General features: G+C 41.5%; 31 protein-coding genes. 19 read left to right on the top strand and 12 right to left on the bottom strand.

The features are described 5' to 3' along the window. Positions 1 to 258 precede the first annotated feature (258 nt). Positions 259 to 765: a hypothetical protein gene (locus VB732_RS26705; RefSeq protein ID WP_323233897.1), complete on the top strand. Its 507-nt coding sequence runs from the start codon at positions 259 to 261 to the stop codon at positions 763 to 765. A 20-nt stretch (positions 766 to 785) separates the two neighbouring features. On the opposite strand, the gene VB732_RS26700 is transcribed toward VB732_RS26705, so the two are convergent. Together VB732_RS26700 and VB732_RS26695 are read right to left on the bottom strand one after the other, a co-directional pair. Next, the gene (locus VB732_RS26700; protein WP_185582443.1) at positions 786 to 974 is read right to left on the bottom strand and encodes a hypothetical protein; all 189 of its coding nucleotides are present in this window, start codon (positions 972 to 974) and stop codon (positions 786 to 788) included. Positions 975 to 1,319: 345 nt separating this feature from the next. Continuing rightward, complete coding sequence (locus VB732_RS26695) at positions 1,320 to 1,898, bottom strand: dihydrofolate reductase family protein (RefSeq protein WP_323233896.1); 579 nt, start codon at positions 1,896 to 1,898, stop codon at positions 1,320 to 1,322. Positions 1,899 to 2,201: 303 nt separating this feature from the next. Between VB732_RS26695 and VB732_RS26690 the strand changes: the two genes are divergently transcribed. Continuing rightward, entirely contained in the window at positions 2,202 to 2,477 is a 276-nt protein-coding gene (locus tag VB732_RS26690) for an HU family DNA-binding protein (RefSeq protein ID WP_292723339.1), read from the top strand. A gap of 17 nt (positions 2,478 to 2,494) precedes the next feature. Here the strand turns inward: VB732_RS26690 and VB732_RS26685 are convergent, their stop codons facing one another. Then, the gene (locus VB732_RS26685) at positions 2,495 to 3,097 is read right to left on the bottom strand and encodes a GIY-YIG nuclease family protein (protein ID WP_323233895.1); all 603 of its coding nucleotides are present in this window, start codon (positions 3,095 to 3,097) and stop codon (positions 2,495 to 2,497) included. Between the two features lie 91 nt (positions 3,098 to 3,188). Between VB732_RS26685 and VB732_RS26680 the strand changes: the two genes are divergently transcribed. Beyond that, a complete protein-coding gene (locus tag VB732_RS26680; protein ID WP_323233894.1) occupies positions 3,189 to 3,521 on the top strand; it encodes a hypothetical protein in 333 nt (110 codons plus the stop codon). A gap of 15 nt (positions 3,522 to 3,536) precedes the next feature. On the opposite strand, the gene VB732_RS26675 is transcribed toward VB732_RS26680, so the two are convergent. Together VB732_RS26675 and VB732_RS26670 are read right to left on the bottom strand one after the other, a co-directional pair. Then, a complete protein-coding gene (locus VB732_RS26675; protein ID WP_323233893.1) occupies positions 3,537 to 3,785 on the bottom strand; it encodes a hypothetical protein in 249 nt (82 codons plus the stop codon). 152 nt (positions 3,786 to 3,937) lie between these two features. Further along, the gene (locus VB732_RS26670; protein ID WP_323233892.1) at positions 3,938 to 4,336 is read right to left on the bottom strand and encodes a hypothetical protein; all 399 of its coding nucleotides are present in this window, start codon (positions 4,334 to 4,336) and stop codon (positions 3,938 to 3,940) included. A 109-nt stretch (positions 4,337 to 4,445) separates the two neighbouring features. Between VB732_RS26670 and VB732_RS26665 the strand changes: the two genes are divergently transcribed. The 3 genes from VB732_RS26665 (at position 4,446) to VB732_RS26655 (ending at position 7,006) form a co-directional block, all read left to right on the top strand. Then, entirely contained in the window at positions 4,446 to 5,147 is a 702-nt protein-coding gene (locus VB732_RS26665) for a hypothetical protein (RefSeq protein WP_323233891.1), read from the top strand. Then, positions 5,147 to 5,944, top strand: coding sequence for a sugar phosphate isomerase/epimerase family protein (locus tag VB732_RS26660; RefSeq protein ID WP_323233890.1), 798 nt, complete (start codon positions 5,147 to 5,149; stop codon positions 5,942 to 5,944). Before VB732_RS26665 ends, VB732_RS26660 begins: the two co-directional genes overlap by 1 nt. A gap of 123 nt (positions 5,945 to 6,067) precedes the next feature. Next, entirely contained in the window at positions 6,068 to 7,006 is a 939-nt protein-coding gene (locus VB732_RS26655) for a hypothetical protein (protein ID WP_323233889.1), read from the top strand. A gap of 160 nt (positions 7,007 to 7,166) precedes the next feature. On the opposite strand, the gene VB732_RS26650 is transcribed toward VB732_RS26655, so the two are convergent. Next, positions 7,167 to 7,559 carry a hypothetical protein gene (locus VB732_RS26650; protein WP_323233888.1) on the bottom strand — a complete coding sequence of 131 codons (393 nt, stop codon included), beginning with the start codon at positions 7,557 to 7,559 and terminating at the stop codon, positions 7,167 to 7,169. A gap of 129 nt (positions 7,560 to 7,688) precedes the next feature. Between VB732_RS26650 and VB732_RS26645 the strand changes: the two genes are divergently transcribed. Continuing rightward, positions 7,689 to 8,378, top strand: coding sequence for a thermonuclease family protein (locus tag VB732_RS26645; RefSeq protein ID WP_323233887.1), 690 nt, complete (start codon positions 7,689 to 7,691; stop codon positions 8,376 to 8,378). Between the two features lie 44 nt (positions 8,379 to 8,422). Here VB732_RS26645 and VB732_RS26640 read toward each other — a convergent pair whose 3' ends face one another. Next, positions 8,423 to 8,965: a hypothetical protein gene (locus VB732_RS26640; protein ID WP_323233886.1), complete on the bottom strand. Its 543-nt coding sequence runs from the start codon at positions 8,963 to 8,965 to the stop codon at positions 8,423 to 8,425. Between the two features lie 611 nt (positions 8,966 to 9,576). Between VB732_RS26640 and VB732_RS26635 the strand changes: the two genes are divergently transcribed. Beyond that, on the top strand, positions 9,577 to 11,988 hold the full coding sequence (locus VB732_RS26635; protein ID WP_323233885.1) for an FAD-dependent oxidoreductase: 2,412 nt from the start codon (positions 9,577 to 9,579) through the stop codon (positions 11,986 to 11,988). Between the two features lie 164 nt (positions 11,989 to 12,152). Next, positions 12,153 to 12,371: a hypothetical protein gene (locus VB732_RS26630; RefSeq protein WP_323233884.1), complete on the top strand. Its 219-nt coding sequence runs from the start codon at positions 12,153 to 12,155 to the stop codon at positions 12,369 to 12,371. Here the strand turns inward: VB732_RS26630 and VB732_RS26625 are convergent. Continuing rightward, positions 12,360 to 12,938: a TetR/AcrR family transcriptional regulator gene (locus tag VB732_RS26625; RefSeq protein ID WP_323233883.1), complete on the bottom strand. Its 579-nt coding sequence runs from the start codon at positions 12,936 to 12,938 to the stop codon at positions 12,360 to 12,362. The two genes, VB732_RS26630 and VB732_RS26625, sit on opposite strands and share 12 nt — an antisense overlap. 125 nt (positions 12,939 to 13,063) lie before the next feature. On the opposite strand from VB732_RS26625, the gene VB732_RS26620 reads away from it, so the two are divergent. The 4 genes from VB732_RS26620 (at position 13,064) to VB732_RS26605 (ending at position 16,195) form a co-directional block, all read left to right on the top strand. Further along, positions 13,064 to 14,404, top strand: a complete 1,341-nt coding sequence (locus tag VB732_RS26620; RefSeq protein WP_323233882.1) for a cytochrome P450 — start codon at positions 13,064 to 13,066, stop codon at positions 14,402 to 14,404. A gap of 183 nt (positions 14,405 to 14,587) precedes the next feature. After that, positions 14,588 to 15,427: a GNAT family N-acetyltransferase gene (locus tag VB732_RS26615; protein WP_104902054.1), complete on the top strand. Its 840-nt coding sequence runs from the start codon at positions 14,588 to 14,590 to the stop codon at positions 15,425 to 15,427. Next, positions 15,394 to 15,681 (top strand): hypothetical protein, encoded by a 288-nt coding sequence (locus VB732_RS26610; protein WP_323233881.1) that lies wholly within the window; start codon positions 15,394 to 15,396, stop codon positions 15,679 to 15,681. Before VB732_RS26615 ends, VB732_RS26610 begins: the two co-directional genes overlap by 34 nt. A gap of 49 nt (positions 15,682 to 15,730) precedes the next feature. Next, positions 15,731 to 16,195 (top strand): hypothetical protein, encoded by a 465-nt coding sequence (locus VB732_RS26605; RefSeq protein ID WP_323233880.1) that lies wholly within the window; start codon positions 15,731 to 15,733, stop codon positions 16,193 to 16,195. 179 nt (positions 16,196 to 16,374) lie between these two features. On the opposite strand, the gene VB732_RS26600 is transcribed toward VB732_RS26605, so the two are convergent. From VB732_RS26600 to VB732_RS26585, 4 genes are all read right to left on the bottom strand, one after another. Next, entirely contained in the window at positions 16,375 to 16,695 is a 321-nt protein-coding gene (locus VB732_RS26600) for a hypothetical protein (RefSeq protein ID WP_323233879.1), read from the bottom strand. Next, positions 16,670 to 17,890: a hypothetical protein gene (locus VB732_RS26595; protein ID WP_323233878.1), complete on the bottom strand. Its 1,221-nt coding sequence runs from the start codon at positions 17,888 to 17,890 to the stop codon at positions 16,670 to 16,672. The genes VB732_RS26600 and VB732_RS26595 overlap by 26 nt, the downstream gene beginning before the upstream one ends. Before the next feature lie 89 nt (positions 17,891 to 17,979). Continuing rightward, positions 17,980 to 19,584 (bottom strand): hypothetical protein, encoded by a 1,605-nt coding sequence (locus VB732_RS26590; RefSeq protein WP_323233877.1) that lies wholly within the window; start codon positions 19,582 to 19,584, stop codon positions 17,980 to 17,982. Positions 19,585 to 19,758: 174 nt separating this feature from the next. Further along, positions 19,759 to 20,079: a helix-turn-helix transcriptional regulator gene (locus VB732_RS26585; RefSeq protein ID WP_323233876.1), complete on the bottom strand. Its 321-nt coding sequence runs from the start codon at positions 20,077 to 20,079 to the stop codon at positions 19,759 to 19,761. 467 nt (positions 20,080 to 20,546) lie between these two features. On the opposite strand from VB732_RS26585, the gene VB732_RS26580 reads away from it, so the two are divergent. From VB732_RS26580 to VB732_RS26555, 6 genes are all read left to right on the top strand, one after another. Further along, a complete protein-coding gene (locus VB732_RS26580) occupies positions 20,547 to 21,281 on the top strand; it encodes a hypothetical protein (protein WP_323233875.1) in 735 nt (244 codons plus the stop codon). Positions 21,282 to 21,439: 158 nt separating this feature from the next. Further along, positions 21,440 to 21,706 (top strand): hypothetical protein, encoded by a 267-nt coding sequence (locus tag VB732_RS26575; RefSeq protein WP_138506138.1) that lies wholly within the window; start codon positions 21,440 to 21,442, stop codon positions 21,704 to 21,706. Between the two features lie 134 nt (positions 21,707 to 21,840). Further along, positions 21,841 to 22,395 carry a hypothetical protein gene (locus tag VB732_RS26570; protein ID WP_323233874.1) on the top strand — a complete coding sequence of 185 codons (555 nt, stop codon included), beginning with the start codon at positions 21,841 to 21,843 and terminating at the stop codon, positions 22,393 to 22,395. Between the two features lie 193 nt (positions 22,396 to 22,588). Beyond that, a complete protein-coding gene (locus VB732_RS26565) occupies positions 22,589 to 22,879 on the top strand; it encodes a hypothetical protein (protein ID WP_323233873.1) in 291 nt (96 codons plus the stop codon). A gap of 31 nt (positions 22,880 to 22,910) precedes the next feature. Beyond that, positions 22,911 to 23,204: a hypothetical protein gene (locus VB732_RS26560; protein WP_416235780.1), complete on the top strand. Its 294-nt coding sequence runs from the start codon at positions 22,911 to 22,913 to the stop codon at positions 23,202 to 23,204. A gap of 156 nt (positions 23,205 to 23,360) precedes the next feature. Further along, positions 23,361 to 24,434 (top strand): hypothetical protein, encoded by a 1,074-nt coding sequence (locus VB732_RS26555; RefSeq protein WP_323233872.1) that lies wholly within the window; start codon positions 23,361 to 23,363, stop codon positions 24,432 to 24,434. The last annotated feature ends 159 nt before the right edge of the window (positions 24,435 to 24,593 follow it).

Here is a 24,593-nt window from a genome sequence, read left to right as displayed (position 1 = left end):
ACCCAAGCTATACTCTGGCTCGTGGCTCCTGAATTCTTCTTCGGTAAGTGTGCGTTAGAATTGAAGTAATGCAACTTGATTGATTTGAGGCTAAATTAAAAAATTAAGGGTAAAAGTTGCTCACAGGCAAAGTTTAATAATTGGGTCGTTGATAAGTTGTTTATACAGCATTTATGATCAGCAATCAAAGTACCGTGTGCAAACGGTATAACCCAAAACTAGCAATACACGAGATTAATATTTACAGGTATCAAAAGTATGGCTAAGGTGACAATTTCAATTGGGCTAACTGATACAGAAGTCAAAGCTTTATCGGCAATGCAGATTTCTGAAAATGAGTCATTGAATCATACAGCGACAAGATTGCTCCAGGGAATCCTGGGTCAGACAAAAGCTGGACTGGCGTTATCTAATGGTGATGAGATTAAGGAAATAGTTAAGCAAGAAATAAATGCTTTAGCTGCGTCTACATCTGATGGGGAAGAGATAAAACAGGTGATTAGGCAGGAATTAGCCCAAGCGATCGCTCAGATTAAGGGTTTAATAGATGAGCGTAATGCTGGAGTTGCCCTACAAACACAAGAGGCTGTTTCCGTTGAGCAGCAAGTCTTACCAGATTATTCAGCAATACGCGAAAATATCCTTTCCCAATTGAAAACAGGTAAGCAGTCAGCAGCCAAGGCAATTGACGCTTTTATTGAGTCACTGGGTGCTGTCAAGGAGCAACAACAGCCAGCAACTGTGGAATTAGATGTAGCGAGTTAGAATTTTCGTGCTGGCGACTATTAACCAGTCAACTTAATTACACCTTGACTGACTAAATGTTCAAGCTGAGAATGATGCTGTGTTTGCTCCCGTAGCAACTTGAGTTGCTCGTAAGTGAGAATGTGTAATCCGGGACGGACAACATAACCTTCAATGGTAATGCTTTGTGGTTGTTGGCTATCGGTGCGGTTGTAGGAAATTGAAGGCATATTTACAATTACGTAAGTTAGAACTGATTAGTAGAAGAAAGTTTGATTCTTCATTCTCTTACAGCTTCACACAATTTCTTCTTAAAAGGTGATTATAGAATCAGTCAAAGCTAAAATATGTGGGATATTCTCAATAGAAGCGCTTTATAGTCATAGCCAAGATGAACCAAATAGCAATAGACATTCACCATTAATTGCAGTTCATAATCCGGTTTATACTGTGCAATAAAAAAACTGCCCTAGACGAAAGTTGGAGCAGTTTTTGAGAGAAGTAAATTGTATTAAAACAATTAATATTGTCTCCGATTTATTCATAGTAAGTACAGTCATTTAATACTATTCATCTCATATTTTTTCGCGTTTTAGCTCGTAATTAAGAACAACAATCCCACAGTCAAATGATGTAGCTTTTACTAATGTCAGATATTGTTTGCTGTCAAGTTCTTTAAAAATTGTCATTCCGTCACCAATTGCAATTGGATTAACGAATAAATGAAACTCGTCAATCAATCCTTGTTTGATTAGAGTCGATACAAAGGTCGCGCCGCCATAAGCGATGATGTCGTTACCATCTTGTTTTTTTAATTTAGTGATTTCGTCAACAAGGTTGCCTTTTGCTAAAACGGTATTGTTCCATTCTGACTTATCAAGCGTTTTGCTAAAAACAACTTTGTGTGTGTCCGTAAATTTCTTACCGGCTGTAAACTCCGGGTCATCAGGATTTGCAGCCACGCTACCCCAGTAAGGAATGAACCCTTCGGCAAGTTTTCGTCCAAGAATAATGCAGTCAACAGGTTCAGTTATATTTTTGACATATTGTTTTAATTCGTCGTCCCAATTCCACGCCATAAAGTCCATTTCGCCCTTTAGTCCGGCGATGTATCCGTCAACGGTCATTTGTACTTGAAGTTTTAATTTTCTCATTGTCGTATTCTCCTTTGTAATGAAGTAGGTTCACATTCAGCCTCTTATAGTACATGAGTACTGTATAATATCCTATCTCTTGTGGCTGAATATGAGAATGCATTTACCTAACCGAAAATGAAACCGTTACACCAATTAGACGGTTCTGGAGCAATATAGCGATTATCTATCGTGCAAAATCGACACAGTAGTAGCCGTGCATTGTTAATTTTCGTATGCTGCTAGAAATTATTCCTTTTCCCCTTTCTGAATAAGAGGTAATAATGCTAAATTTCGATTACTTGCAATGTTTCAGGGCGATTTATGAACAAAGGCGAATTAGTGGATGCTGTAGCGGCAAAAACCAACATCACAAAAAAGCAAGCCGATGAAGTAATCAGTGCTTTTTTGTCAGTTGTTACCGAGGCTGTAGCAAATGGAGAGAAGGTAACGCTGATTGGGTTTGGGTCATTCGAGCGACGCGATCGCTCAGAGCGCGAAGGGCGTAATCCCAAAACCAATGAGCCAATGACTATCCCAGCGACCAAAGTGCCTGCATTCTCTGCTGGGAAACAGTTTAAAGAAAAAGTAGCGCCATAAAGCATAAGTAAGCCACCCTACCCAAAAGGCTGGCCCCACCGTTCCCAGTTCTCCTTATTAAATGGACTGCGCCACTTCAAAATAAGGTTCAACTCCAACTCTTGCCGTGTGCGTCGATCAACCGGAGCATCCCACCAAAATGCGGCGTTGACTGCTGTTTTTAACCCATAGCGATAATATAAATCCTGGTAGCTGGCGATGTAATCTTTGCAGGCGTGTATACCCTGCCATCGCTTGTTACTGCGGCACGTTTCGCCCACGTACAACACAACAGAAGCCGCCGAGTCTATGATGAAATAGAGACACGCATCACCTGGGCTGTTTGCTGGTATCCTATAAAACGACATTGGCACAAGCCGCAGTAAGAGTGGATCAATTTGGTCTGGGTCGCAGTGCTTAGGGGTAAGGTCAAATAATGCTGTCTGCTGTGGTGGTTTGTTCTCTCTCACCTTGTGCTGATATTCAAAAATCTGAGATTTCCACTTCAACAGCGCCTCAAGGCTCATTAACAGTGTCTCTGCTCTGCGTGCTGGTGTGACGGTCAAATCAGAAAATAAATTTAGCTGGTTGGGTTCCAAGGTGATTAATGGGAATGTACAAACCAGTAGATTATCGCCCACAACTAGATGGAGTCAAACCTGTTAGCAGCTTACTAGAGCGATCGCTGTGTTGATTTTGGGCATTTTAAAGTAGCGTTTACTAAATACAGCTATGTTTAAAGGATTCGGTGGGTCAAAGAAAAAATCAGTGCTTGAGGACAATGAACTGACCACAGGGATTGTTCAGCATCCAGTTACGGGACTTTGGCAGACATGGATATCATTTACAGGTAATGATATTCAATGTATTACCGCCCATGCGAACCCTGATGATGCTGATCGGGTAGCGAAACAGATTGCTGATGCCTGGAGTGAGGGGAAATACAAAACTGGGGAAGAGGTAACAGCTTTTATTAAATCTCTGCCGACTGATGCTGTCATAGACCCATTGCCCCAAAATATTGTGATGCAATTAAGTCAGCAGGCATTAAGCGCGAGGAAGTAAGAAAGTACGAACATCTTAAATTGAATCATCCATCCAACCGCATTCACAATCCCAATGCACTCTTGAGGTGTAGTCTCGGTCAAAGGATGCACCGCACTGGGGACACTTACCAGTAAACATTGGATGCCAATCAAGTAACTCCAGCTTTTGCTGTTGCGTCCACCTCTGTTGTGGTTGCAGTATTAATTCACCGTTGTAGTAGCTTGCCCTCTCCGGTTGCCATAGCTCCTCTGCTTCGGCGTTGGGGTCAAGTCGAAAGTCCAAGCAGCTCTGGCCCTCTACTCCATCAGGGTGAACGGTACAGACAAGGTGAGGATTATGTGAGTATAAGAGACAGCAATCGCACTCTGGAAGTTTCGGCATAGTACCAGTATATTGCCTGTTTCAAGCGATCGCTCAGACTAGGGGCTAATTGATTAAGAACTCAATAAACCAGACATATTTAAAACTCGTTCTGACCAATTAGAAGCAACATCAGCTATGCTTACCCTTTGGCTTGATTGCTCCTTGATGGTATCCCAATTGCGTTGCCAATCTTGTAAGAAGTCTTGAAGTTGGTTTAATTCAACATTATAGATTTCACTGTTTTGCTGTATTAAAGACAAATACAACAAACTTTCGTCTAACAATACTGGAATAACTTGGTTACAATCGCTACTTTGTACCCAAGACTTCAAGTGTGCCAGACTTGATGCTAATTCACCCAATTGCTGTGGTTGGGTTAGATGTAAAAAATTAGCTTCAATCGCACTCCAGTTGGGCATCAAAATCCTCCTAGCAACTGCTGGATAAAAAATAATTTTGCGTTGAAGCATCGATTGAAAGAGTTAGTGGTATATTAGTACAAAAGAACTATCAACCAGGTTCAACAGCTTCAAACTGCAATAGTTATTAATATTTTGTACTTCCAAATTGAGGAATGCTATGGCAGATTCTAATTCCCTATTTTCTTTGTATGAAGAATTAGTACAAGATCATTCCAGCCAATTCGATCCACAAATTGCTTCTTTGCAAGAGTTGGTCATTACACGAATGCAAGCAATTCGTGACGCAGAACAAAGCTTAGTAGAAGCACAAGCAATAGAACTCAAACGAATTACTGATGCTCTGGCTACTGATGCTCGTTGCTTGTTGCCAATGCCAGGATTAAGAGCATTTGTACAAGAGTTAAAACAGACTAAAAGTAATAATTGGTACACGCGCAAATCAGAATTTAGTATTGCAGAAGATCCAACTACTTGGTTATTGGCGATGCTCGAACTACCGATAGGTTTGAGCAACTACCAAACTCACGAAGACCTGAATGGTTATGATGACGAACGTAACTTTATCGGGTATAGCTATACTCTGTCTCTAAAATTAGGTTCAGTTGAGCATTCGATCAATGAAATACCATTAAAACGCATATATAACGTTAATGAGTGTAGTGAAACTTCTATAAAAGGGCAAATTGAGGACTACATTTATGGTGACGTAAAATATTTACTTAGAGATATGGAATATCCAGAGTCACAAAAACAGCAATTAGCGGCTGAAATCAGCACATTAGTAGGTTACTCCCTCAAAATATTCGCACTTAAACCTAGAAGAGCTATTTTTAATTATTCATCCATAGAGGAAGACTGATGCAATTGTATTTGAGCTTGTCAGCCTATGGTGGAGTTTCAACCCGTGAAGCATTAACAATATTTTGGAATGCAGGAATCCGGTATGTTGAGCTAGCAATCGGGCCTCGACCTGATGCTGATGCAGCGCAAGCAGTAGAGGATTTTAGACAACAGGGAATGGTCTATCGAGCGCATCATGCTTTTGTTTGCAGCGCACGCCATTATCCTTTCAATCTAGCTCAACCTCAAGATTGGAAATATTTTGAACGATTGGCAGATTATCTAGCTAGTATAGATGTTACCGCTTATTCAGTACATGGAGGAAACTTTTGTAAAACCACTGAACGCGTTTTAGCATACACAACATTTGTAGAAAATATTCATCGTCTTCATCGGGTTTGTCTAACGCGAGGTATTGCTTTGGGTGTAGAAACAATGTATCCTACACTCCCAAATAGCACTGTTGAGAACCTTTTGGATAATGCTTCAGAACTTGCTCAATTTTGCCAAGATGTTCCCCAGGTCAAGATAGTTGTGGACTTGGCCCATCTCAACATTTGGCGTGACAAAACCGAAATACTGTTGAATGAATGGTTGGGACTTCCACCAGAGAAACTTTTAGAAATTCACATTTCAGACAATGATGGACGGCAAGATATACATTCGCGGATTACGGCCAATACTTGGTGGTTATCTCAGATTACTAATTTTCCAAAGGGAATTCCCTTGGTGTTAGAGAGCCGATTAAATCGATTGCCTGTTTCAGTAGTGCAGCAAGAGTACGACCGGATCGTTGCTTTAATAGTAAGCTTTTAATCTCAAATGAGATTAAGCACTAATAGATTCAGATAACAAACCAGACATATTTAATACTTGTTGCATTTTACTACTGGTAAGTGCTTTAAGTCCAAAACAGAGCGCCTGGTTGTGAGATGATATATGCCAAAATCACGAAAACTAGAAGAAACTTTATCTATTCTTGCCCAAATTCGAGAGCATCCCATAAGTGAGGAAGGGATCATAATTTTACGCCAAGTCCTCAAGAGTAAATATTCTATAGCTGTTGCCCAAGCAGCCAAGATAGTCGGCGAATTTACTATCACTGAGTTGGTTGCTGATCTTGTAGAAGCTTTTGCTCGAATGATGGTCAAACCCGCACAAGTAGACCAAAATTGTCTTGCCAAGAAAGAAATAGCACAAACACTGTATCACTTAGAATACAGCGATGAAAACCTTTTTCTGCAAGGGATTCGACATATTCAGATGGAGCCAGTATGGGGAGGAGTTGAAGACACTGCTGCCCATCTTCGGGGTATATGTGCTTTAGGTTTAGTGAGAATAAACTACTCAGATGTAATGAATGAATTAGCCGATCTACTAGCTGACCCCAAACCAGAAGCAAGAGTTGCTGCTGCAAAAGCGATCGCCTATACAGGAAATCCCCAAGGTGTACCTTTACTTCGTTTGAAAACCCGCATCGGCGATCAAGCACCACAGGTGATTTCAGAGTGCTTCAGTGGTTTGTTACAACTGGCTCCGGCTGATTCACTTGCAATAGTTGCTGGTTTTCTTTTTGATCCGAAGGAGCAAATCTGTGAGTTAGCAGCATTGACGTTGGGTGAATCACGATTAGAGGAAGCATTTGATCATCTCAGAAATTGCTGGCAGCAAACAAGAAACGTAGAACTTCGTCGCACATTGTTACTCGCAATAGGGATGTTGCGACAAGATAAAGCAATAGATTACCTGATTTCATTAGTGGCTCAAGGAAAAGATATTGATGCAAAAGATGCGATTGCAGCGTTGGCTATTTATCGAGAAGACCGTGAACTGTGGCAGCGAGTTGATCGAGCTAGTGAACAAAGAGCTAATCAATAGGGAGTTCAAAAATGGTGTATTACTTTTGTTCACCCAAAACCATTAGGGAGAGTGTTGGTTGCTGTTGGGAGTTGTCGGGGGGAGTTCTACAAAGCTTTGAGCAATAGCACTTAGATTAGTCATCTTTTGCGATCGCTGATATTACTTTAAAGGGAGGTATTCACTCCAAACTAATTTTCCACAACCCATCTAGCGCATTGGATTGTTGCAATTGACTATCATTGCTGCCAAGCCAATTATTGTCATACACCAAGCCAAGACTGAACGTGCTACTTACAGGATATTGCCCTATTTTTCCAAAACCTTCAATATTGTTTGAGTCAGTAATTACCCGTTGGTTCAACTGTATGGTCGTTTGGTTGCCGTCATCAAAATAAATTGTGGCCCGCTTGTTGTGAAAGCTGACCTGAACTTTGTAGACCCCACCAGTTGCATAATAGTAAGCTTTGGCAGGCAGCTTTTGACCATCAATATTTTGCCCTTTGAACTCAACTGCCATTGAAGGCGTGCCTAGCAGCAACAAGACTGGCAGGAATAAGCCTAAAACTTTCATTGGTACTAACAATCACTTTCAATGAAACTATTTTATACTTTAAAACATAAAAATAATTTGTGAGTTAACTAGCGATTGCTTGGCTTGGATTGGGAATCCTAAAGAAAGTAAGAGTGACTTTTAATACAAATGGTTTTTCAACTTCGCTTGATTAGCGTTGCCGCTTTGCTTGTAGCTCAAATGTCGTTACCCGTATTTGCCAACAATCTTACCGCTACAGTTGTAAGCGTAGGTGACGGTGACACCATACGGGTGAGAACTGGTAACAAAACTGTGACTGTCCGCCTCGCTTGCATTGATGCACCAGAGATGAAACAGAATCCCTGGGGTCAACAATCATCTGCAAGACTCAAACAATTGCTGCCAGTGGGACAAGCAATCACCATACGCGCTGTAGAAACTGACAAATACAAGCGCTTAGTTGCAGAGGTGTTTGTTGGTAATCGCAGTATCAATGTGAATATGGTGCAAGAGGGACAGGCTGTGGTCTATCGTCAGTATCTCAAAGGCTGTCCAGAGTCACAAGATAGTTTGTTGCAAGGTGAAAACACCGCCAAACAACAGCGTTTAGCATTTTGGAGCCAGGCTAATCCTGTGATGCCTTGGGACTTCCGCCACAGAGCTACCCAAAAGACAACTTCTCAGGCGATTCAACCGCAGCAACAGAATAACTGTGATCCCTCTTACCCAGATTTTTGCATTCCAAAGAATTCACCTGATTTGAATTGCCGAGATATTAGCCAACGGAGGTTTAAAGTGCTGCCCCCAGATCCTCATGGGTTTGACAGAGATGGGGATGGGATTGGATGCGAAAAATAACTACGACGAAACACAGTTTTCAATTAGGCAGTAAAGATGTTTCATCAAAATCTTGATTGTGAAATTGACTCCGAAGCTTTAAAGACCGTTGGAATGGCCATCACCATCAGCATTATCAAGTTAGCAACCCAAAACAACACAACAACACCAAAACCCACTAATGTTAAATAGGAAAATGGTAATTGTGTGAATCCATCAAGCAGTTGCCACAACCGAAAACCTGTGTATAAAAAGCCAATGGGTACAACAATACTTCGCACTAGGAAGCGACTAAAAACACGTTCAGAGATAAGTTGTACGGCGACTATCAACAGATAACTTCCCCAAAATACCCATGAAGATGGTTGTTTCCAAGCCAGAGCTAATAAGCACATCGGTAATAAAACTCCAGCAACCAAGGCTAATTTGACCCACCATCGCAGAAATTGCCATTGCTGCTGGTTATACTCAATTTCTGCCGTAAAGGGTAAACGTCGAGCTTTCACACCAAAACCATAGGCAAGAGCTAGCAGGCTTATAATCAGAATAAAAAGCGTAAGAATTAATCCATTATTAACTGTCATCTGCTCGAAAATACCAATTTTCATACTCTTAGTTTAATCTGGCTTTAACAGCCTCGCTCCACCTTGGCTGCCAATAACAATATTTCGCCTTTTACTTTTAAATACTCAGTGTGCAATGTGTTGATTCAAGCTAGTCGAAGGTTGAAGTCAAACTCCTCTCTCTTTTGCTCTAGCAGTCGTAGTTCATTGCTTCCACAATTGATGTTCTCTTTTATTGGCGAAAGCGGTGCTGATATAGGCAATTGAAGTGATGAGTGGTGTATGTATTGGGAGACTGTCTTACTTTCCAGACATACTGTAAGTAAGAAATTTACAAGTTCGTAGTCTTATCGAGTCTTTTAAAGGCTAACCAGTAGGTTGCTCAATTAGTCACAAATTTATTAGATATTGTACTAAGAAGCTCATCTATCATTGAGCTAGTACTCAAAAATATTCACTCATTTTCGGAATTATTAATACTACTACTTATACTTAGTTTTTAATTGAAAATCATTGATAAATAATTTTGGTAGCAGCAAATGTCAAATGCTAAGAATTCCTTAACGCTGCGTCAGCCCAAAAGCACCCAAATTAATATTAGTAATGTGCAAGAGAATGCATTTATTTTGTAGTACAAAAAATCGAGATAACCTTTAATGAACAACCCATTACCCAAAAATGATACGAACATTTTAGTAATTGGAGCAGGAGTCAGTGGTCTAACAACTGCTATATGTCTAAGAGAGGCAGGTTTTAATGTTGTGATTGTTGCAGATCGTTTTGCCCCAGATTTAACCTCTATTGTGGCAGGTGCATTATGGGAATGGCCTCCAGCAGTCTGTGGTCGTCATGGATCTCCTAGATCGCTGGAACGCTCTAAAGACTGGTGTATGACTACCTATAATAAATTCAAGAAAATACATACAGAGTTTGGTTCAGAAAAAACAGGGATTTATTTGAGGGATGGGTATTTCTATTTTAAGGATGTTTTGGAAAATCGACCTGCTGATCTAAGGAAAATGAATGAGTTGAAGGATAAAGTTGATGGATTTGAAAGAGGTTTACATATTGTCAAAAAAACGATTGATTTGAATTTTCAAGGAGGGATAAAAGATGCTTATAAACACATGGCTCCAATGACAAATACTGATGTTTACATGAATTGGCTACTTCAATATGTAAAAGATATTGGATGTGAGATTATCCAGGAGAAAATCACTGTCAATGTAGTTCAAAACGAACAGGAACTACTTAGCCGTTTTAAGGCAAGGGCAATTGTTAATTGTGCTGGGCTAGGTTCAATAGCAACTACAGGGGATAGTTCCATGTATCCCGTGAGGGGCGCACTTGTCAGGGTTAAAAATCTAGGGAAAGTTGTGAAGGATGCTCATTGCATTTCCCATGAAGAATCTTCTTTAAATGAGCAAGACATCATTTTTATAGTTCCTAGAGGGGATGATTTGGTGGTCTTAGGAGGATTAACACAGCAAGACCAATGGGGTACAGACTTATCTCTTGAGGTTCCAATTATTCGACAGATGTATGATGGTTGTTTAGAGTTTCTACCGGAATTAAAAGAACTCCCCCTAGATGAGAAGGAGCCTGTTAGGACTGGTTTACGACCATTAACATCGGAAAATGTTTGTGTGGAAAGAGTTTTAAACACACACATATTTTATAATTATGGACATGGAGGGTCAGGTGTAACGTTGTCATGGGGATGTTCACAAGAAATTGTCCACTTAGTACAACAAATGCTCTGCGAATCGGCAAATCCAGTTGCTTTACATAGTAGTAAGATAGATAGCAATAAGCAGACTGTCTTTATGCTACATGATATGTTTCTGAGCAAAACTGATTTTAGACATATCTGCTCAGAGAATAGAAATCTAGTTTTACTCTGTAGTCGGCGAGGACTCAGTGAGGTTGTACCCTCCCAGTATCAATACTTAGATATTGTGCAGATTGTAGAACCTTATAATTTACAAAATCTGCTCCAAACCTATCAACAGATTAAGGCTGACTATAAACTATTAGATGATAACTGCCGGATTGTCACCAACGATGATTATTCAGTACTGTTAGCTGCACAGTTGCGTGAAGCTCTAAATCTGCCAGGCGATCGCCCAACGATGATCCAGCAGCTTACTGATAAGAGTTACCTCAAATCTGCCCTCAAAAATTCCCTGATTCGGGTGCCTAAGTATCTGATTTTTGCTCAAGACCAATACCGTAAAGAGCCGGTTTCATACTTAAAGTTTGTTCTAGAAGAACTAGGTAATCACATTTTGATCAAACCAGTTATCAGAGTCGGAAGTGAAAAAAGCAGAATAATCTATACTGTTGATGATTTGAAAGCTTGGTGTGAAAGCAATGTAGATTCAAATTCCGAATTTGAGATGAATGAATTCATTAGAGGTCAGTTATACAATACAAGTGTTGTTCTAAAAAACGGTCAGCCTTGTTATTTCGCTGCTTGCAAGCAGTATCGACCTAATGATGAGTTCATTTCTGGTCATCAAATCGGCAATATTATTGTTAGAGAAGAAGAACCAGAATTTCAGAAACTCTGGCAATTTTCAAGTGATGTGTTAGAAAGTTTAGAACACAATTACCCGAAAAATGGTGTACTCAATATTGATTTATTACTACCTTCTCTTAGCGAAGAAGCAATCCTAATGGAAGTAGCTGCACGCCCCCCGAAAGCGCTTGTATCAAGAATGTTTTACATATATCAGGGGCTACGTCTAAACGAGTTACATCTCCAATTACAGATAGGTGATTCCCCTGATATCATTCTCAAGGATAGAAATGAGTGGAAGTACAGCGCTTCCTCGATTCATCCAAAGCAGAATGGTGTTGTTACAGAAATTAAGAAGCCAGTTTTTGAAAGTGATGTGGAAATTTATTGGCAGATTTATTTGGGAGAAAGACTGGAAAAATCACAAAGTATGAGGGATATTGCCATTGCTATTGTTTTGAGCCATCATGACTTTTCAACTCTTCAAGAGGAATATCAGGTAGCCAATTCTAGCAATTTCTACAATACTAAGAAATATTTTTTCTAGCAACCCGAAAGAAACTGTTTTACAGCAGTGTTTGAGTTAAAAACCGAAAAATTACCGCCTAAATGAGTAAATTTTAGTGTATTCTGCGCTTTTCTAGCAGACAGAGGTGAACAAGGGAACGAACAACTCTCTTTTGTTTGACCGAGAAGATTGGAGATTGAAAATTGCAGATTGCTTTATTGTTGTTTTTGGTACAAGTCCAGCATATTGTGGGCGGAATAAATCTAAAAGACGCTACGCACAGTCGCTTTCCGCGTCGCTATCATCAATCTCGAATCCTCAAGCTGCATCCCTTGTGGGTGCAGTCAATTCTCTTATCTACAATCTCAAATCTACAATTGTTTGACTCTGTTCTACTTGGCATCACCGTGCTACTTGATTAAAAGATGTATTGCACGACGAACATATACTTGCCAAGGCTCAGTCTGAGGTTGAAAAATTTGTGCATAAAGCATAATTCCACTCATCGTATCAAAAACTAAACTAGGATCTAAATCTGCGTGAACTTCATTTCTGACTTTTGCTCGTTCAATTACAACAGCAAAAGCTTGCCGTCGAGGTTGCAGATATTTTGTCCAATAAATTTGAGCAAATTGAGGACTAGTTGAGGCACTACTGATGATCATAGCAACAGTCTGCCGTCCCAAAGGACTAAGCGTAATTTGCGCGGCATTCTCAATCAGAGCATCAATATCATCCCAAAGACGACCAGTGTCAGGGATAATAACTTCTTCTCTAAAACTTTCTATTGCCGATGCAATCAGTTCTTCTTTACCTTTGTAGCGTCGGTAAATAGTGGGTTTACTAACTCCTGCACGGACTGCAATTGCATCAATACTTGTACGTTCATATCCAACTTCTGATAGTAGTTCTAAACTTGCTTGCAGAATGGCTTGATGAGATTGAAGGTTACGAGGTCGTCCTGGCAGATTTTTCGCGGGTTTATTCATGCAATTATCATCTCAAGGCATCGGTATTTAGACAACTTGCAAACAGTTATTGAGTTGACTTCTCTTATATTTTACGATACCGTATCGTAAATATAACTTCTATTCACTCAAAAGTCAGAAAAAACATGACTAGCTTTTCAACCGGGCGCTCACTCCCATTACCCCCTGGTCGCTTTGGCTTGCCGCTCATTGGTGAATCCATTAGTTATTTGCAAGAGCCAGCACGTTTTATTGGGCAGCGACAAAAGCAATATGGAGCAGTCTTCAAAACCCATCTATTTGGTCGCCCAACGATTGTCTTAATTGGGGCAGATGCCACACGTTTTCTATTCACTAATGAAAGTCAGCGATTTGAGATGACTAATACTACAAGCTTCGAGGTGCTACTAGGAGCCAACTCAATTGGAGTCAAGACAGGTACTGCTCACCAAAAACTTCGTAAACACTTGTTCAAGTCCTTTGAGCCAAGAGCGTTAGCTGATTATGCCAAAACGATGGAACAGTTGACCCATCGTTATCTGCATAAATGGGAAGAGATGAAAACTTTCACTTGGTATCCTGAACTGAAAAAATACACACTTGATATTGCCTGTAGCTTGTTTATAGGTGTTGATAATGCCGCAAATGAGAACTTGGAAAAAGTTTACGAGGCTTGGAGTAATGGACTATTATCTATTCCGATTCGATTTCCTCTAAGCAAGTTTGCTCGTGCAGTTCGTGCGCGAGAGCAGCTTCTTGTGCAATTTGATCAGTTAATTGTTCAACGTCAAAAACAACCTACTGCCCATCGAGATGTTTTAGGAATTCTATTACAAGCGCAAGATGAGGAAGGGAATCGTCTTAGTATTGAGGATGTGAAAGATAATGTGTTAGCAATGCTTGTTGCTGGACACGAAACTTTAACCTCAGCATTAACTTCTTTATGTTTATTGTTAGCTCAACATCCACAAGTGTGGCAAACAGCACGTTTGGAACAAGCGAAAATCGGACACACACAACTACTGACACCAGAATGTCTCAACCAAATGACCTATCTAGAGCTTGTGCTAAAGGAAGTCCTACGAATACTGCCTCCAGTCGTTCGTAGCGGTTCGCGTAAAGTACTTAAGGAAAGTGAGTTTGCTGGATACCGTATCCCCCAAGGATGGGACGTATTTTACCAAATTCAGGAAACTCATCAAGACGAGAATGTTTACGCTCAATCTCAACAATTTGATCCACAACGTTTTGCACCTGAATCCACCCAACATAGGCAAAAGGTCGGAAGCTATATTCCTTTTGGTGGTGGGATTCGAGAATGCTTAGGTAAAGAGTTTGCTCGACTAGAAATGAAACTGTTTGCCGTACTATTGATTCGTGACTATGAATGGGAAATACTTCCTGGACAAAATCTAGAACGTTTAGTACTACCATTTTCTCGTCCGAGGGATGGTTTGAAAGTCAAGTTTTGGAGGCGCGAAGGCTAACAGTTTGAAATCGTATTACTAAAGTAGATATTCATCATTCATTTTGAGTGACAGACGCGGCGGAACAAGTGCCAACTCTTAGAAACGCGCCATTCGTACAAGACAATCTTTCACTTCCTCACCAAAGACTTGCTTTACTGTAGATAGCACAATTCTTTACTTGATTCGTGAAGAAGGCAAATCATGCAACTACATCAATTCGACAACATTCAGGAATTCTGGCACTGCACTCAGACTTACTTACTCCAGCATCAGGTAGAAAATAATGTTTTGCTCAGTATTTTGCATACCTTGTTGCATAACCCAGAACGTTACCTGGGTAAGCCTTATTTAGCAATCGTCCAAACAAGTGGCGAGATTCTGGCTGTTGCTATCCGCACCCCACCCCAAAAATTGATCCTATCCAAAGCCCAGAATATTGATGCTCTGCGGTTGATTGCTCAAGATTTATGTCTTGAGCAACTGCCAGGAAGCATGGGACTGGCAACTGAAGCAGAAATATTCTCGCAGACTTGGCAAGCGCTGACAGGACAGTTCTATCAACGGTCGGTGGTAATGAAAATTTACCAATTAACAGCAGTGCAAACAATCTCAACGGACCAAGGATATCTCAGACTGGCAACCCAAGGCGATCGCTCTCTTTTGATCGAGTGGCTTTCTGCATTTTTATCTGAAATAGATGAGGCAGTGAGCGAAGATGTCGAACACCTTGTAGATAATCGGTTGAAACAGCAGAATACTTATTTTTGGATTGATAGCACTCCAGTTTCAGTTGCATCTGGTAAACAATTGTTACCTACAATTGGTCGGATCAATTTAGCTTATACACCACCAGAATATCGTCGTAAAGGATATGCCACTGCCTGTGTTACAGCATTAAGCCAAAAACTGCTAGACCAGGGATGCCGTTATTGTTTGCTCATAGCAGATTTAGCCAATCCCACAGCTAATCATATTTATCAAGTGATTGGCTATCGCCCCCTAAGCGATTGGCACGAATACTTATTCACCTCAAAGGAGTAAGCGTAATAAAGCGATCGCTACTCATTCCACTTCACGAACACCCCATCTACGATCGCAACCCTCCACTGTGGAAACTTCACCAGCAACTTCTTGATCACAATTTGCAAAGCCGGATCATCATTCCAGCACTCTTGCAAGAAGCCAAACCCCGGATTCTCGCCCGAATTCCCCGCCACTTTGAGTTTCTGCATACGCTCCGGTCGCAGCCTCATGTGACCATTTTTCAGGCTGTGACGATACAGAACCAGTTATAAGGCAGTCAGCCGCACTAACATTATTAGATCAGTAGGTATAGTTACAGTTATGAAACAATTAATAGAAAATGTCAAACAAACTATAACGAAAAAAAAGATACTTTGGGCTTATCCAGTTGCAAACAGATTACAAAAGTATCATTATAGTTTGGCAATTCACTGGGCAGTAGAATGTATACAAATATATGCATCCGAGATGAAATCAGATAAACTTTTACAGCTTAATAAATATATTCAGCAAGCATTGGAAGAACAAAATGTTTTAACTTCTTCACAGTGTTTTGAGATGAGTCGAGAAATATGGTATTTGCCTGAAAGGGAAGAAATTCAAACAGCCATAGCTCGACTGTGGGGTTCTATTGCAGCTTTTAAAGAAGGAGAAGAGCATGGTGGAGTAATGGAGACTACTATGGCCGTTGAATTATTATTACCTGATATATCTGATCTTCGTCTATTAGAGCGATACCTCGAAGCTGCTGTAAGAATTTATGAAGAATACGAATCACAAAACTAGGTGTGTGAGCGTGTGAGTAGTAAAATCGCATCGATTAGTAAGTTGTGAAAATATAAGAAAACCTCTTCACCAACGGCAAAAAAATGTTGTTGCTAGAAACAGCATGGTGTTAGCAGTGGGAGCGAGTACCACAGTATGTCAGCACTTGAGAGCGTAGGCGTAGCCCGTCGCAGACATCGCTAATCATTCCACTTCATCAGCACCCCATCCACAATCGCAACCCCCCACTGCGGAAACTCCGCCAGCAATTTCTTGATCACAATCTGCAAAACCGGATCATCACTCCAGCACTCTTGCAAGAACTCAAAACCAGGATTTTCTCCAACCAGAGAAGCCATCTTCAGTTTCTCCATCCGCAATAGTCTAGCCTTGGATCTAATGGTGATACCTTCGGAGGTAAACAACGCCTCATACCAATTCGCAATTCGCAATTCGCAATTAAATGCAGCAAAGCTTTCACGCCTTACATCTATATCAGATTTTTCGTGAAATGGTATCACTAGATTTTTGCACCTGATAATTGACTACAGATATATTCCATTGCTTCTCAAACTTGCTGATTGTTGCTCTCATGCTGGCGTAATACTTGCTGTCTAGCAAATACTGAATTACCCACAATGGAGGGCATTCTCCAATGTTTGCTCTATCCAACCATTCAAATATCTCACTTTGATTTAACGACATGGGCGCGGCGGAACCAGTACCTTCATGAGGGAATATCGCCTCAACGCCACAATCCTGTTTTTCAGCCAACAACGAAGCGGGATTACTTTGTTCTACTTGCCTCTCTGTTTGATTAGCGATCGCTTCCTTGTCAGAAAATTCATTTTGGGCAACGGGCGCGGCGGAATCAGTGCCTTCATGACAGTCTTTCGGCTCAACGCCACAGTCCTGATTTTCAGTCAACAACGAAGTAGATTCACCCTGTACAGCTTCCACAAGCGTTAGCGATGTACAGTCATTCGCCGTAGGCGAGTCTTCAAGTTCTGACGCGCTTTCGATATGTGAAGGCGACGCGCCCCTCAAGGGCGCATGAGCCGTTTCTTCCTCACACAGATTTCCAGTTGGCGCGTCAGAACCAACTACCATACCAACAACCTTAGTTGGTTGTTGGTAGGTAGTTAACGGGTAGTTAAAAACGTTGTTAGGATTTTGAAACCCTTGCAAATCCTCACTTTTTTGACCATTCTTTTGGAATGATTCCAAATCAGACTGAATTTGTTCCACGCCAGGATGATTTTGATTCCGTCCGGGCTGGTTTACTTTCTCCCCGGCGTGGACGGCTTTCTCGTCACAAGAATTGGTTTCTTCTGACGTGGACGATTCCCAGTAAAAGCGATTGTAATAACCGTGAAGATTGCGGACACGGTAGCTAATCAGTCCTGGTCTGCCAGAGGGTAAGCGACCAAACACTTCCTCAAATTGAAATAATCCTTGGGCAGTTAACGCCGCCCCTGCTTTTTGCAAAGATTTGTAGGTAAGGCTAGTATCGAGTTTATGAGCAGAACCCCCGAATTGTTCAGCCGCCACACTATCTAACCAAAGCTGTTGGACTGACGGAGGCTGTTGACGAACCCAGTTAATATCCTCAATTGATACTTTGCAATGTGGTCTAATCGATTTATCTTCTAAAGCTTGTTTGCGATCACTTCGCTGTTTGCTGCCACCGTTGATTGCTTTTAACGCTGTAGTCATAATTCCTCCAAAATTTGCATGACAATATGAGCGGCATGTTTGCAATGCCACGTTTAAGTTTTTTGGCTATTCTCTTAGCGAGTCTTTATTTACTGGTTTTCGCCCTGCCAAAACCGCAACTCTTCCCTGGAATAGCTTTGAGTCTTTTTCAACTCATTGCGCCAGTGATCCCAGGCAACAACTACTTTGCCCCCTACCTCGTCCACAACTTCGCCCCTCTGCAAATACAGAGTTCGGTATGGGTCAGCATGAGCAACAATAGAACCAATGCCAATTGTCCGAGGTTCAGTAGATGTGTTTTTGAGAGTTTTAATTAACTCTGTTTCCTGGGTGGTAAGTTCTGCCCAGTAATCCGACTTAATTACCTCGTACTCTTGAGCCACTGCCCAAAACTCCTGCCAAGTACACCCGGGTTTTGCAAGTATCTGCCGAATGTCGCTAACCGCTTGGGGCAACATTGACAATTGCTCGGCTCGGTAAGCGATCGCTTCAGGAGTTGGACTACTGCCCAGAATTATGGCCGCAGCTTCGAGTGCTTGGGTATTGTTCATCGCGCTGGCGAGATTCTTTAATGCCATGCCCATGAGTCGTAAGCATTCCTGAGCATTCTCTTTGGGTGGTTCCTGGGCTAGCGATCGCAAATCAATAGTTTTCTCCAGGGCAAGCTTGACCTGCTTGTTCAAAGCTTTAGTCGCTTGCTGGGTCATGGTATTTCCCCACTGCTGTTGAGGACGTTCTTGTACAGCGTATTCTAGTTCTTGGATACGTTGCTGGAGTTGCTGATTCTCAATCTCCAGCTTTCTTAACCCTTCCATTTCATCCAATCGCTGCTGCAATTGAACGTTTTGCTCCCTTTGTTGTTTGTACAGATTTTGCAAGGTCAAGAGTTGTTCTTGTACTTGTTCTTCTGCTCTGGCTGCGGCTTCTGACTGTAGTCCAATTCTCAATTCCTGCTGTAAGCGCTCTAGCTCTTGCTGGTGTTGCTCTTTGAGTGCAGCGATCGCTTCAGAATATTCTTTTGGGTAAGTTCGCCCACTCGATTCGGACACAATTGCGTCATTTAAACCAGTCAAATCAGCATTGTTGATCAACAACCTTTCGCCATCAGCAAAGGTGACAATCTGCTGATAGTTATTCGGTGCGTCTGCCTTAATCACTCCCGAATCCCCATATCTAGGATGCGAAAGGGAAGAAACAGTCACATAATTACACAATTGCGTTTTGACTTTTTCTTGTTTTGTGCTATTGGTTCTAGTGATTGACGTATTTTTTGGAACAACCTTCTGTACTGCAAGAGCAAAATCGGCGGCAGTGGGGAAGGGTTTTTCTTTGGCTGCGATCGCAACAGCTTCGTGTAACTTGTCGGGAGTTTTAACCAACCGGAGTAAGGGGCGAGTTTGAGAGGGTTTAGTGATTTTTACCCTCAGTTCCTCTGACAGGGTATCAACTACTTTCTTCGCAGACAGCAAATCTCTGACGCGGCGATATCCCCCGTGTTTGGTTAACTCGTTCTCGCAATAGTCTTCAAAGCTTTCGTGTCCACCATCAGAGTAATAGTGGTTGTCTCGCATAAGGCGCAGTTCATCTATTGCTTGCCACTCGAATTTGTCGATGGCAGTGAAGGTTTCCTGGATGCTGGCGTTGAGAACACTGTAGTCCAGCGTCGTTGTTTGTTCGGGTTCTAGTGTCAGCATATCTCTTGCCCACTATGGTAAATGCTTGAAAATTGGAGTGTTGCAATTTAACCAAAGTGAACCCAGCATCTGATTTGGAAGATTTTTCCAAAAATATGTCAGCATTATAATTAGCTCACTTTGTGATTAACGGATTGAGCAGGCGATCGCATAGCTTGGACGGCGGCGATCGCTTTAAGCTACTTTCCTAACTAAATTAGAGGGTTCATCGGCAGCAAAAAGTGCTTCTGTTGTGGAGCTTTTTGTTTTACGAGTTGGCTTTTTATCGGATTGGCTACATTCGTTTCCAATATCATCGGGTTCATATCGCAAAAATTCCCCAGGCTGAACATCAAAGACTCTGCAAACAATTTCTTGAGTTTTTTGATCAGGATAGACATTCCGTTTGTTGTAAAGGCGATAAGCCGTTGCTTGAGGTAATCCCGTCTTTTTGTGAAATTGATAAGCAGTTTCTACTCCTTTGGTTGCCAAAAAATCCTTTAAAACATTAATCATCGGCATTACCTACTACTCCTGTCCTCCATGCTACTACCATTGAACGGTACTATCATTCAGTGATAAGGGATGCTAATTAACCACTTCTATTTTGATAGTTAAGTCTCATTAGACGATAGCTGCCATTCGTTGACACCTCCATTAGATGGGAGTACTATTAGTACATAAGGCTAGAGAAAAGCGGACTGCCAACATCCCAAACGCTAAAAGTTGCCCTTACTGAACCTTGAAAAAAACTGAACAGAACAATACCCCCAGGTAACAGAAGTAGTGGATAGTCAAAGCTGCTAAAGGTAGATAAGGGTTGCGAGAGTTCTTAATAAAAATTACCAACAGGATGAAGACTAGCGAATGATGTTATTGAAACTCACCTGTCGCCTGACGCGCTGTGTATCCTGCTTGGTAGCTCCGGTCACTGGCTAGGAGCAAAAGAATATTAGGCTTCGCCAATTCTAGAATGAGGTGTTGTGGCAAGCCACAACGTCAATCAGTACACAAATCAAAAGGCGATCGCAGTGTCTGCAAAACTGTGCGATCGCCTTTATCACCTAATCGAAGGTTTTAAAATTATGCCACAAACAACAACAACTGTAACCTCTTGCGTTAAACCAGTTGAAGAACTGAGATCAGTAGAGATTTCGTTTGAAGATCACGAATTCTATGCAGGTCAAAAACTCGTAGCTAGTATTACCCACGACGATGACCTAACGCAACCTTGGATAGTAATGGTCAATGCTGAGGAGATCCATCGTGCGAACACTTTTAAAAGATGCCACAGCTACATTACATGGCATTACCAGCGCGGAACACTGCCCATACAAGAAGAAACCCCAGTCGCTACAACGGGGAACGAAATCATGGTACAGATTGCTGATGAATGCGACAAGTACGGGTTTGAAATCCTAAACGATGGTATCTACGACCACGATCAAAAGCTTGGTGAAGTAGGCTGTACTAATGGTCGTTGGTGGGTTATTCGGGCAACTTCAGTGCATCAGCAGAAAATTTCGTGCGATTCTGCAAGGGAAGCGGTGTGGGTATTGTCGATGGTAGAACTGACGCAACCATCTAGTGAGGAACTGCTGGATAAGCCGTTTGATCGACTAACGGCTAATGATAGGAACAGCTACGGGAATATCAGCCACCCTCAGACGAGTCCCTTGATTGCGGTGGGTTCGCAGACTCCGACTTGGCACGGATAGAGGGAATAGCGGCGTAAGTGAAATGTTGGGCGTGACCGAAATCTTCATCGGTCACGCCTGCTGTTTTATGTTTTTAGCTACGCCTCGCTCAACGGATGACGAGATGACACAGCGATATGGCTAAAATTATAGTAGAGGATGTCAGGAAGGAGGTTTAGATGACAGACGATGTTAGATTTGACGATATTTACCTACGCCTCAATGAACTGACACAAGATGTTACAAACCTAAAAATTCAAGCAGGAACCATTGGAACTTCTCAAACTGCCATCGCTCAGACAATGACGCTGGCAACTGGTTTAGCTTCGGATATGCGGCAAGTGAAAGCAGATATTAGAGAAATGAAATCTGATCTGAGAAACTTAAACGCAGGCTTAGAAGAAGTTCTCAGGCTATTGCGTCAGAGAAACAGCCCAGAAGAATAGTTTACTTAATACAAATTACCGAGTTTTGAAGCGCTTTTGTAGTAACAAGAGCGCTGTTTTCTTAGCTCTGCACTTGATACACCTGAAATCTACGGCTTCGCCAATGTGAAAGTGAAATGTATTGGTATTGAACAATGAACCCTCAAGAAAATGCTGAACTACTTGCTGCCTTAATGCGCCAAGAGGAACTACTCAAGCAGTTAGTCGCAGCAATCAATAAGCCAAAACTGGGATTGCACTCTGAAGCTGGCAATTGTAAAATCTACTGCAATCGTCAGCACGGAGGATTGTGGTACACACTCAATGGTGAACCGAGTGATGTCCCTCAAACTGCCTTAACTGGATATCTTAAAGAACTACGTTTTGAGAATACAGAACGCCGCAAAAAAGAAACCTGCAAGTTGCTGATAACTATTCAAGCAGACCGGACGTATATTTTAGAATCAGGCTACGACACGCATTTTTCAAAGTGCATACTTGCAGCGATCGCAACTTTGACCCCAGAACAATTGTATTCTCCCATCACACTACAGCCTACTCCAGGGACGACAGATGAAAACGTGTTGTTCTGTCGGATATGGGTAGAGTCGGAATTAGTGATGGCATCTTACAACGAGCAAAGCGACTGGCGCGAGATCAGCAAGCAGGCAATTGCTGTAACCAAAGCTGCGGCGGAGATGGTGTTTTAGCGAGTTGTAAACAGGGCTTGAGAGACTGTAGTTATAAGTTGCTCAAACTTTGTCTACAGCTAATAAAGAAGGGAAAGGGGAAAAGGTAAAAACCTTGCTTTTCTAAGGATGATTTAATTCATGAATCCCTTTCCCTTTCCCCTTTAACCTTTCCCCCTCTTTTTGTTGTTCAACTATTCACAACTAATCACAGATGACTATTACAATTGTTCACCCCAGCATCGAAAATCTGCAATTATTTTCTGAATTCTTTGACCTGGAAAAATTTTTGCAATCTGAGGGAATTCTGCCGTGGCTTTTAGCGAATGGCTGGAACTATGACAATGAATCTTGTTTGATTGCAAACATTATTGATGAGTCTACAAGCCTTGATGAAGTTTGGGACTCCAAAGAGTTTGATTTTAATGTTCTGTCAGATGAATCAAAGGAAAAATTGAATCAGATTATCCGTGAAAAACTCTACAGTCAGATTCAATCAGTCTAACTGTAGAGAAAAATCGATTCCACAACAAATTATGGCACACTTCACTGCTAATAAGATGGAATTAAATTTGATTAAAGTGTATGACGCGACACTGTTAAGCTCATCAAAAGTTTACCAAATTAATGGTACACATTGTCGATATTTGGGAGATGAGGGTAGCATCCAACATCCACAGTATCTATTTGTACCTCTGCCAAATCAAAGAAAAAAAGCCAGCTTTCGACTAAATCGAAACAAACTCATGACCCGTTGTTATGAAGTCGAAGGCATGGTTTATAACAAGCCTGTGGCGCAGGATAATTCACAGCAACTTCAACTATTTTGAGCCATGTCCATACATAAACCACCAGTTATCAAAAGACACATTAGGTTACAAAAAAGCTCTAAGAAAGTAATCTATAGGGCTACTAAACACATTCAAATAGTCACAAAGAAAGCTTCGCTTAATCGAGAGTGAAAATAGTGATTGAGGTAAATAATCATGGTACAAGTAATCGACAACACTATTGCTGCAAATTTTCTAACTGATGCAGTAGTCGAGCGCCACAATTTCTCACAGTTAAATAAAACTCGCATTCGCTTCCGTATTCAACTAAAGAAAAGTACAAAATCTGCCGCGCCTAAATGGGCCGATGTGCTAAAAGCTGAGGTTTCTGAAATCGAATCAGACCTTGTGAAAGTTACAAATTCCGAAGTCGGTTTGCGGGGTATTAAGGTCTTCAAAAAGCTAGATGAAGCTGCTGCTCAATTAAGGCAAGAGATTGCTTCAGTTCAAGAGTGGATGTCTGCTGATACTGGTGATTGGGTTTGTCCGATTGATTTAGCTCCACTCGTCTGGAATCAGTTAATCAATATCAGAGATAATATCGCCCCTGGTTTACGAAATCAATTAAAAGCTGATTACGAAGCAGGACTTCTTGATTATCAAGAGCGGATTGACCAGTTCCTTTCACTTAACACCTGGGAATTAGCACAGGATAAGCAAGAGTCAGTCAAAGCCAACTTGCTAAGAGCATTCCCAACTCTGACCGATCTTGAAGACTATTTGCAAGTCGTCATTGGTCGCCCGGTAATTATCCCTGCCCTCTCTGAACAACTCAATCAGCAGCAAGCCGAATGTCTTGACCAGATTACCAAATTCATCCAACAGTATGACCAAAATCTGGAGCAAAAGCTACGGGAATCAGCGATCGCTGGTGGTGAACAACTCGCCGCCCAATTGCTTGAAGAGTTGGCTGATTGGGAACCAGGGAGGAAACCCATACAGTTCAAAAGGAAAATGGAACGCCATTTGATGAAGGTTCAAGTGCTACTAGCAAATGCCTCACCTGAAGCTGGCAGCAGTTTACAGCAGATGATGGAGCATTTGGATTCGATTGTCACCGACCCAGCGATTGAAGCTAAGAATCTGGGCAGTGATACGCGCAATCAATTACAGCAAAAGATGGAAGAAATTCGGATCAAGTTGTTAGACGAACAGCGCAATCTACAATCACTTGCGGCTGACGACGTGGGCTTATCGAAAGCTACCGTAATGTCGTTTAAGTTCCGGTAAAAAAACAGTCTTGGGCGAGGGTGCATTCGCTCAAGACTAAATACCTTAAACGAAAAATGCATATACATCTCAAAAAGAATACCGCACTTTTACTATAGGGACAAAATTCTCATGTCACACTTTTCTAAAATAGCAGTCAAGTTTAAAGACCAATCCTGT

The sequence above is a fragment of the Nostoc sp. UHCC 0252 genome (assembly GCF_034931145.1).
Lineage (GTDB): Bacteria > Cyanobacteriota > Cyanobacteriia > Cyanobacteriales > Nostocaceae > Nostoc.
This window is presented reverse-complemented; position numbering and strand designations above follow the sequence as displayed.

What these genes read in the sequence shown, in the direction of transcription:
- VB732_RS26645 (WP_323233887.1), top strand. Translation starts at nt 7,689, where the DNA reads ATGGTTTTTCAACTTCGCTTGATTAGCGTTGCCGCTTTGCTTGTAGCT.
- VB732_RS26585 (WP_323233876.1), bottom strand. Translation starts at nt 20,079, where the DNA reads ATGATTAATGTTTTAAAGGATTTTTTGGCAACCAAAGGAGTAGAAACT.
- VB732_RS26635 (WP_323233885.1), top strand. Translation starts at nt 9,577, where the DNA reads ATGAACAACCCATTACCCAAAAATGATACGAACATTTTAGTAATTGGA.
- VB732_RS26625 (WP_323233883.1), bottom strand. Translation starts at nt 12,938, where the DNA reads ATGAATAAACCCGCGAAAAATCTGCCAGGACGACCTCGTAACCTTCAA.
- VB732_RS26640 (WP_323233886.1), bottom strand. Translation starts at nt 8,965, where the DNA reads ATGAAAATTGGTATTTTCGAGCAGATGACAGTTAATAATGGATTAATT.
- VB732_RS26590 (WP_323233877.1), bottom strand. Translation starts at nt 19,584, where the DNA reads ATGCTGACACTAGAACCCGAACAAACAACGACGCTGGACTACAGTGTT.
- VB732_RS26650 (WP_323233888.1), bottom strand. Translation starts at nt 7,559, where the DNA reads ATGAAAGTTTTAGGCTTATTCCTGCCAGTCTTGTTGCTGCTAGGCACG.
- VB732_RS26570 (WP_323233874.1), top strand. Translation starts at nt 21,841, where the DNA reads ATGAACCCTCAAGAAAATGCTGAACTACTTGCTGCCTTAATGCGCCAA.
- VB732_RS26695 (WP_323233896.1), bottom strand. Translation starts at nt 1,898, where the DNA reads ATGAGAAAATTAAAACTTCAAGTACAAATGACCGTTGACGGATACATC.
- VB732_RS26660 (WP_323233890.1), top strand. Translation starts at nt 5,147, where the DNA reads ATGCAATTGTATTTGAGCTTGTCAGCCTATGGTGGAGTTTCAACCCGT.
- VB732_RS26670 (WP_323233892.1), bottom strand. Translation starts at nt 4,336, where the DNA reads ATGCTTCAACGCAAAATTATTTTTTATCCAGCAGTTGCTAGGAGGATT.
- VB732_RS26680 (WP_323233894.1), top strand. Translation starts at nt 3,189, where the DNA reads ATGTTTAAAGGATTCGGTGGGTCAAAGAAAAAATCAGTGCTTGAGGAC.
- VB732_RS26700 (WP_185582443.1), bottom strand. Translation starts at nt 974, where the DNA reads ATGCCTTCAATTTCCTACAACCGCACCGATAGCCAACAACCACAAAGC.
- VB732_RS26665 (WP_323233891.1), top strand. Translation starts at nt 4,446, where the DNA reads ATGGCAGATTCTAATTCCCTATTTTCTTTGTATGAAGAATTAGTACAA.
- VB732_RS26655 (WP_323233889.1), top strand. Translation starts at nt 6,068, where the DNA reads ATGCCAAAATCACGAAAACTAGAAGAAACTTTATCTATTCTTGCCCAA.
- VB732_RS26605 (WP_323233880.1), top strand. Translation starts at nt 15,731, where the DNA reads ATGAAACAATTAATAGAAAATGTCAAACAAACTATAACGAAAAAAAAG.
- VB732_RS26690 (WP_292723339.1), top strand. Translation starts at nt 2,202, where the DNA reads ATGAACAAAGGCGAATTAGTGGATGCTGTAGCGGCAAAAACCAACATC.
- VB732_RS26555 (WP_323233872.1), top strand. Translation starts at nt 23,361, where the DNA reads ATGGTACAAGTAATCGACAACACTATTGCTGCAAATTTTCTAACTGAT.
- VB732_RS26705 (WP_323233897.1), top strand. Translation starts at nt 259, where the DNA reads ATGGCTAAGGTGACAATTTCAATTGGGCTAACTGATACAGAAGTCAAA.
- VB732_RS26620 (WP_323233882.1), top strand. Translation starts at nt 13,064, where the DNA reads ATGACTAGCTTTTCAACCGGGCGCTCACTCCCATTACCCCCTGGTCGC.
- VB732_RS26595 (WP_323233878.1), bottom strand. Translation starts at nt 17,890, where the DNA reads ATGACTACAGCGTTAAAAGCAATCAACGGTGGCAGCAAACAGCGAAGT.
- VB732_RS26575 (WP_138506138.1), top strand. Translation starts at nt 21,440, where the DNA reads ATGACAGACGATGTTAGATTTGACGATATTTACCTACGCCTCAATGAA.
- VB732_RS26615 (WP_104902054.1), top strand. Translation starts at nt 14,588, where the DNA reads ATGCAACTACATCAATTCGACAACATTCAGGAATTCTGGCACTGCACT.
- VB732_RS26560 (WP_416235780.1), top strand. Translation starts at nt 22,911, where the DNA reads ATGGCACACTTCACTGCTAATAAGATGGAATTAAATTTGATTAAAGTG.
- VB732_RS26565 (WP_323233873.1), top strand. Translation starts at nt 22,589, where the DNA reads ATGACTATTACAATTGTTCACCCCAGCATCGAAAATCTGCAATTATTT.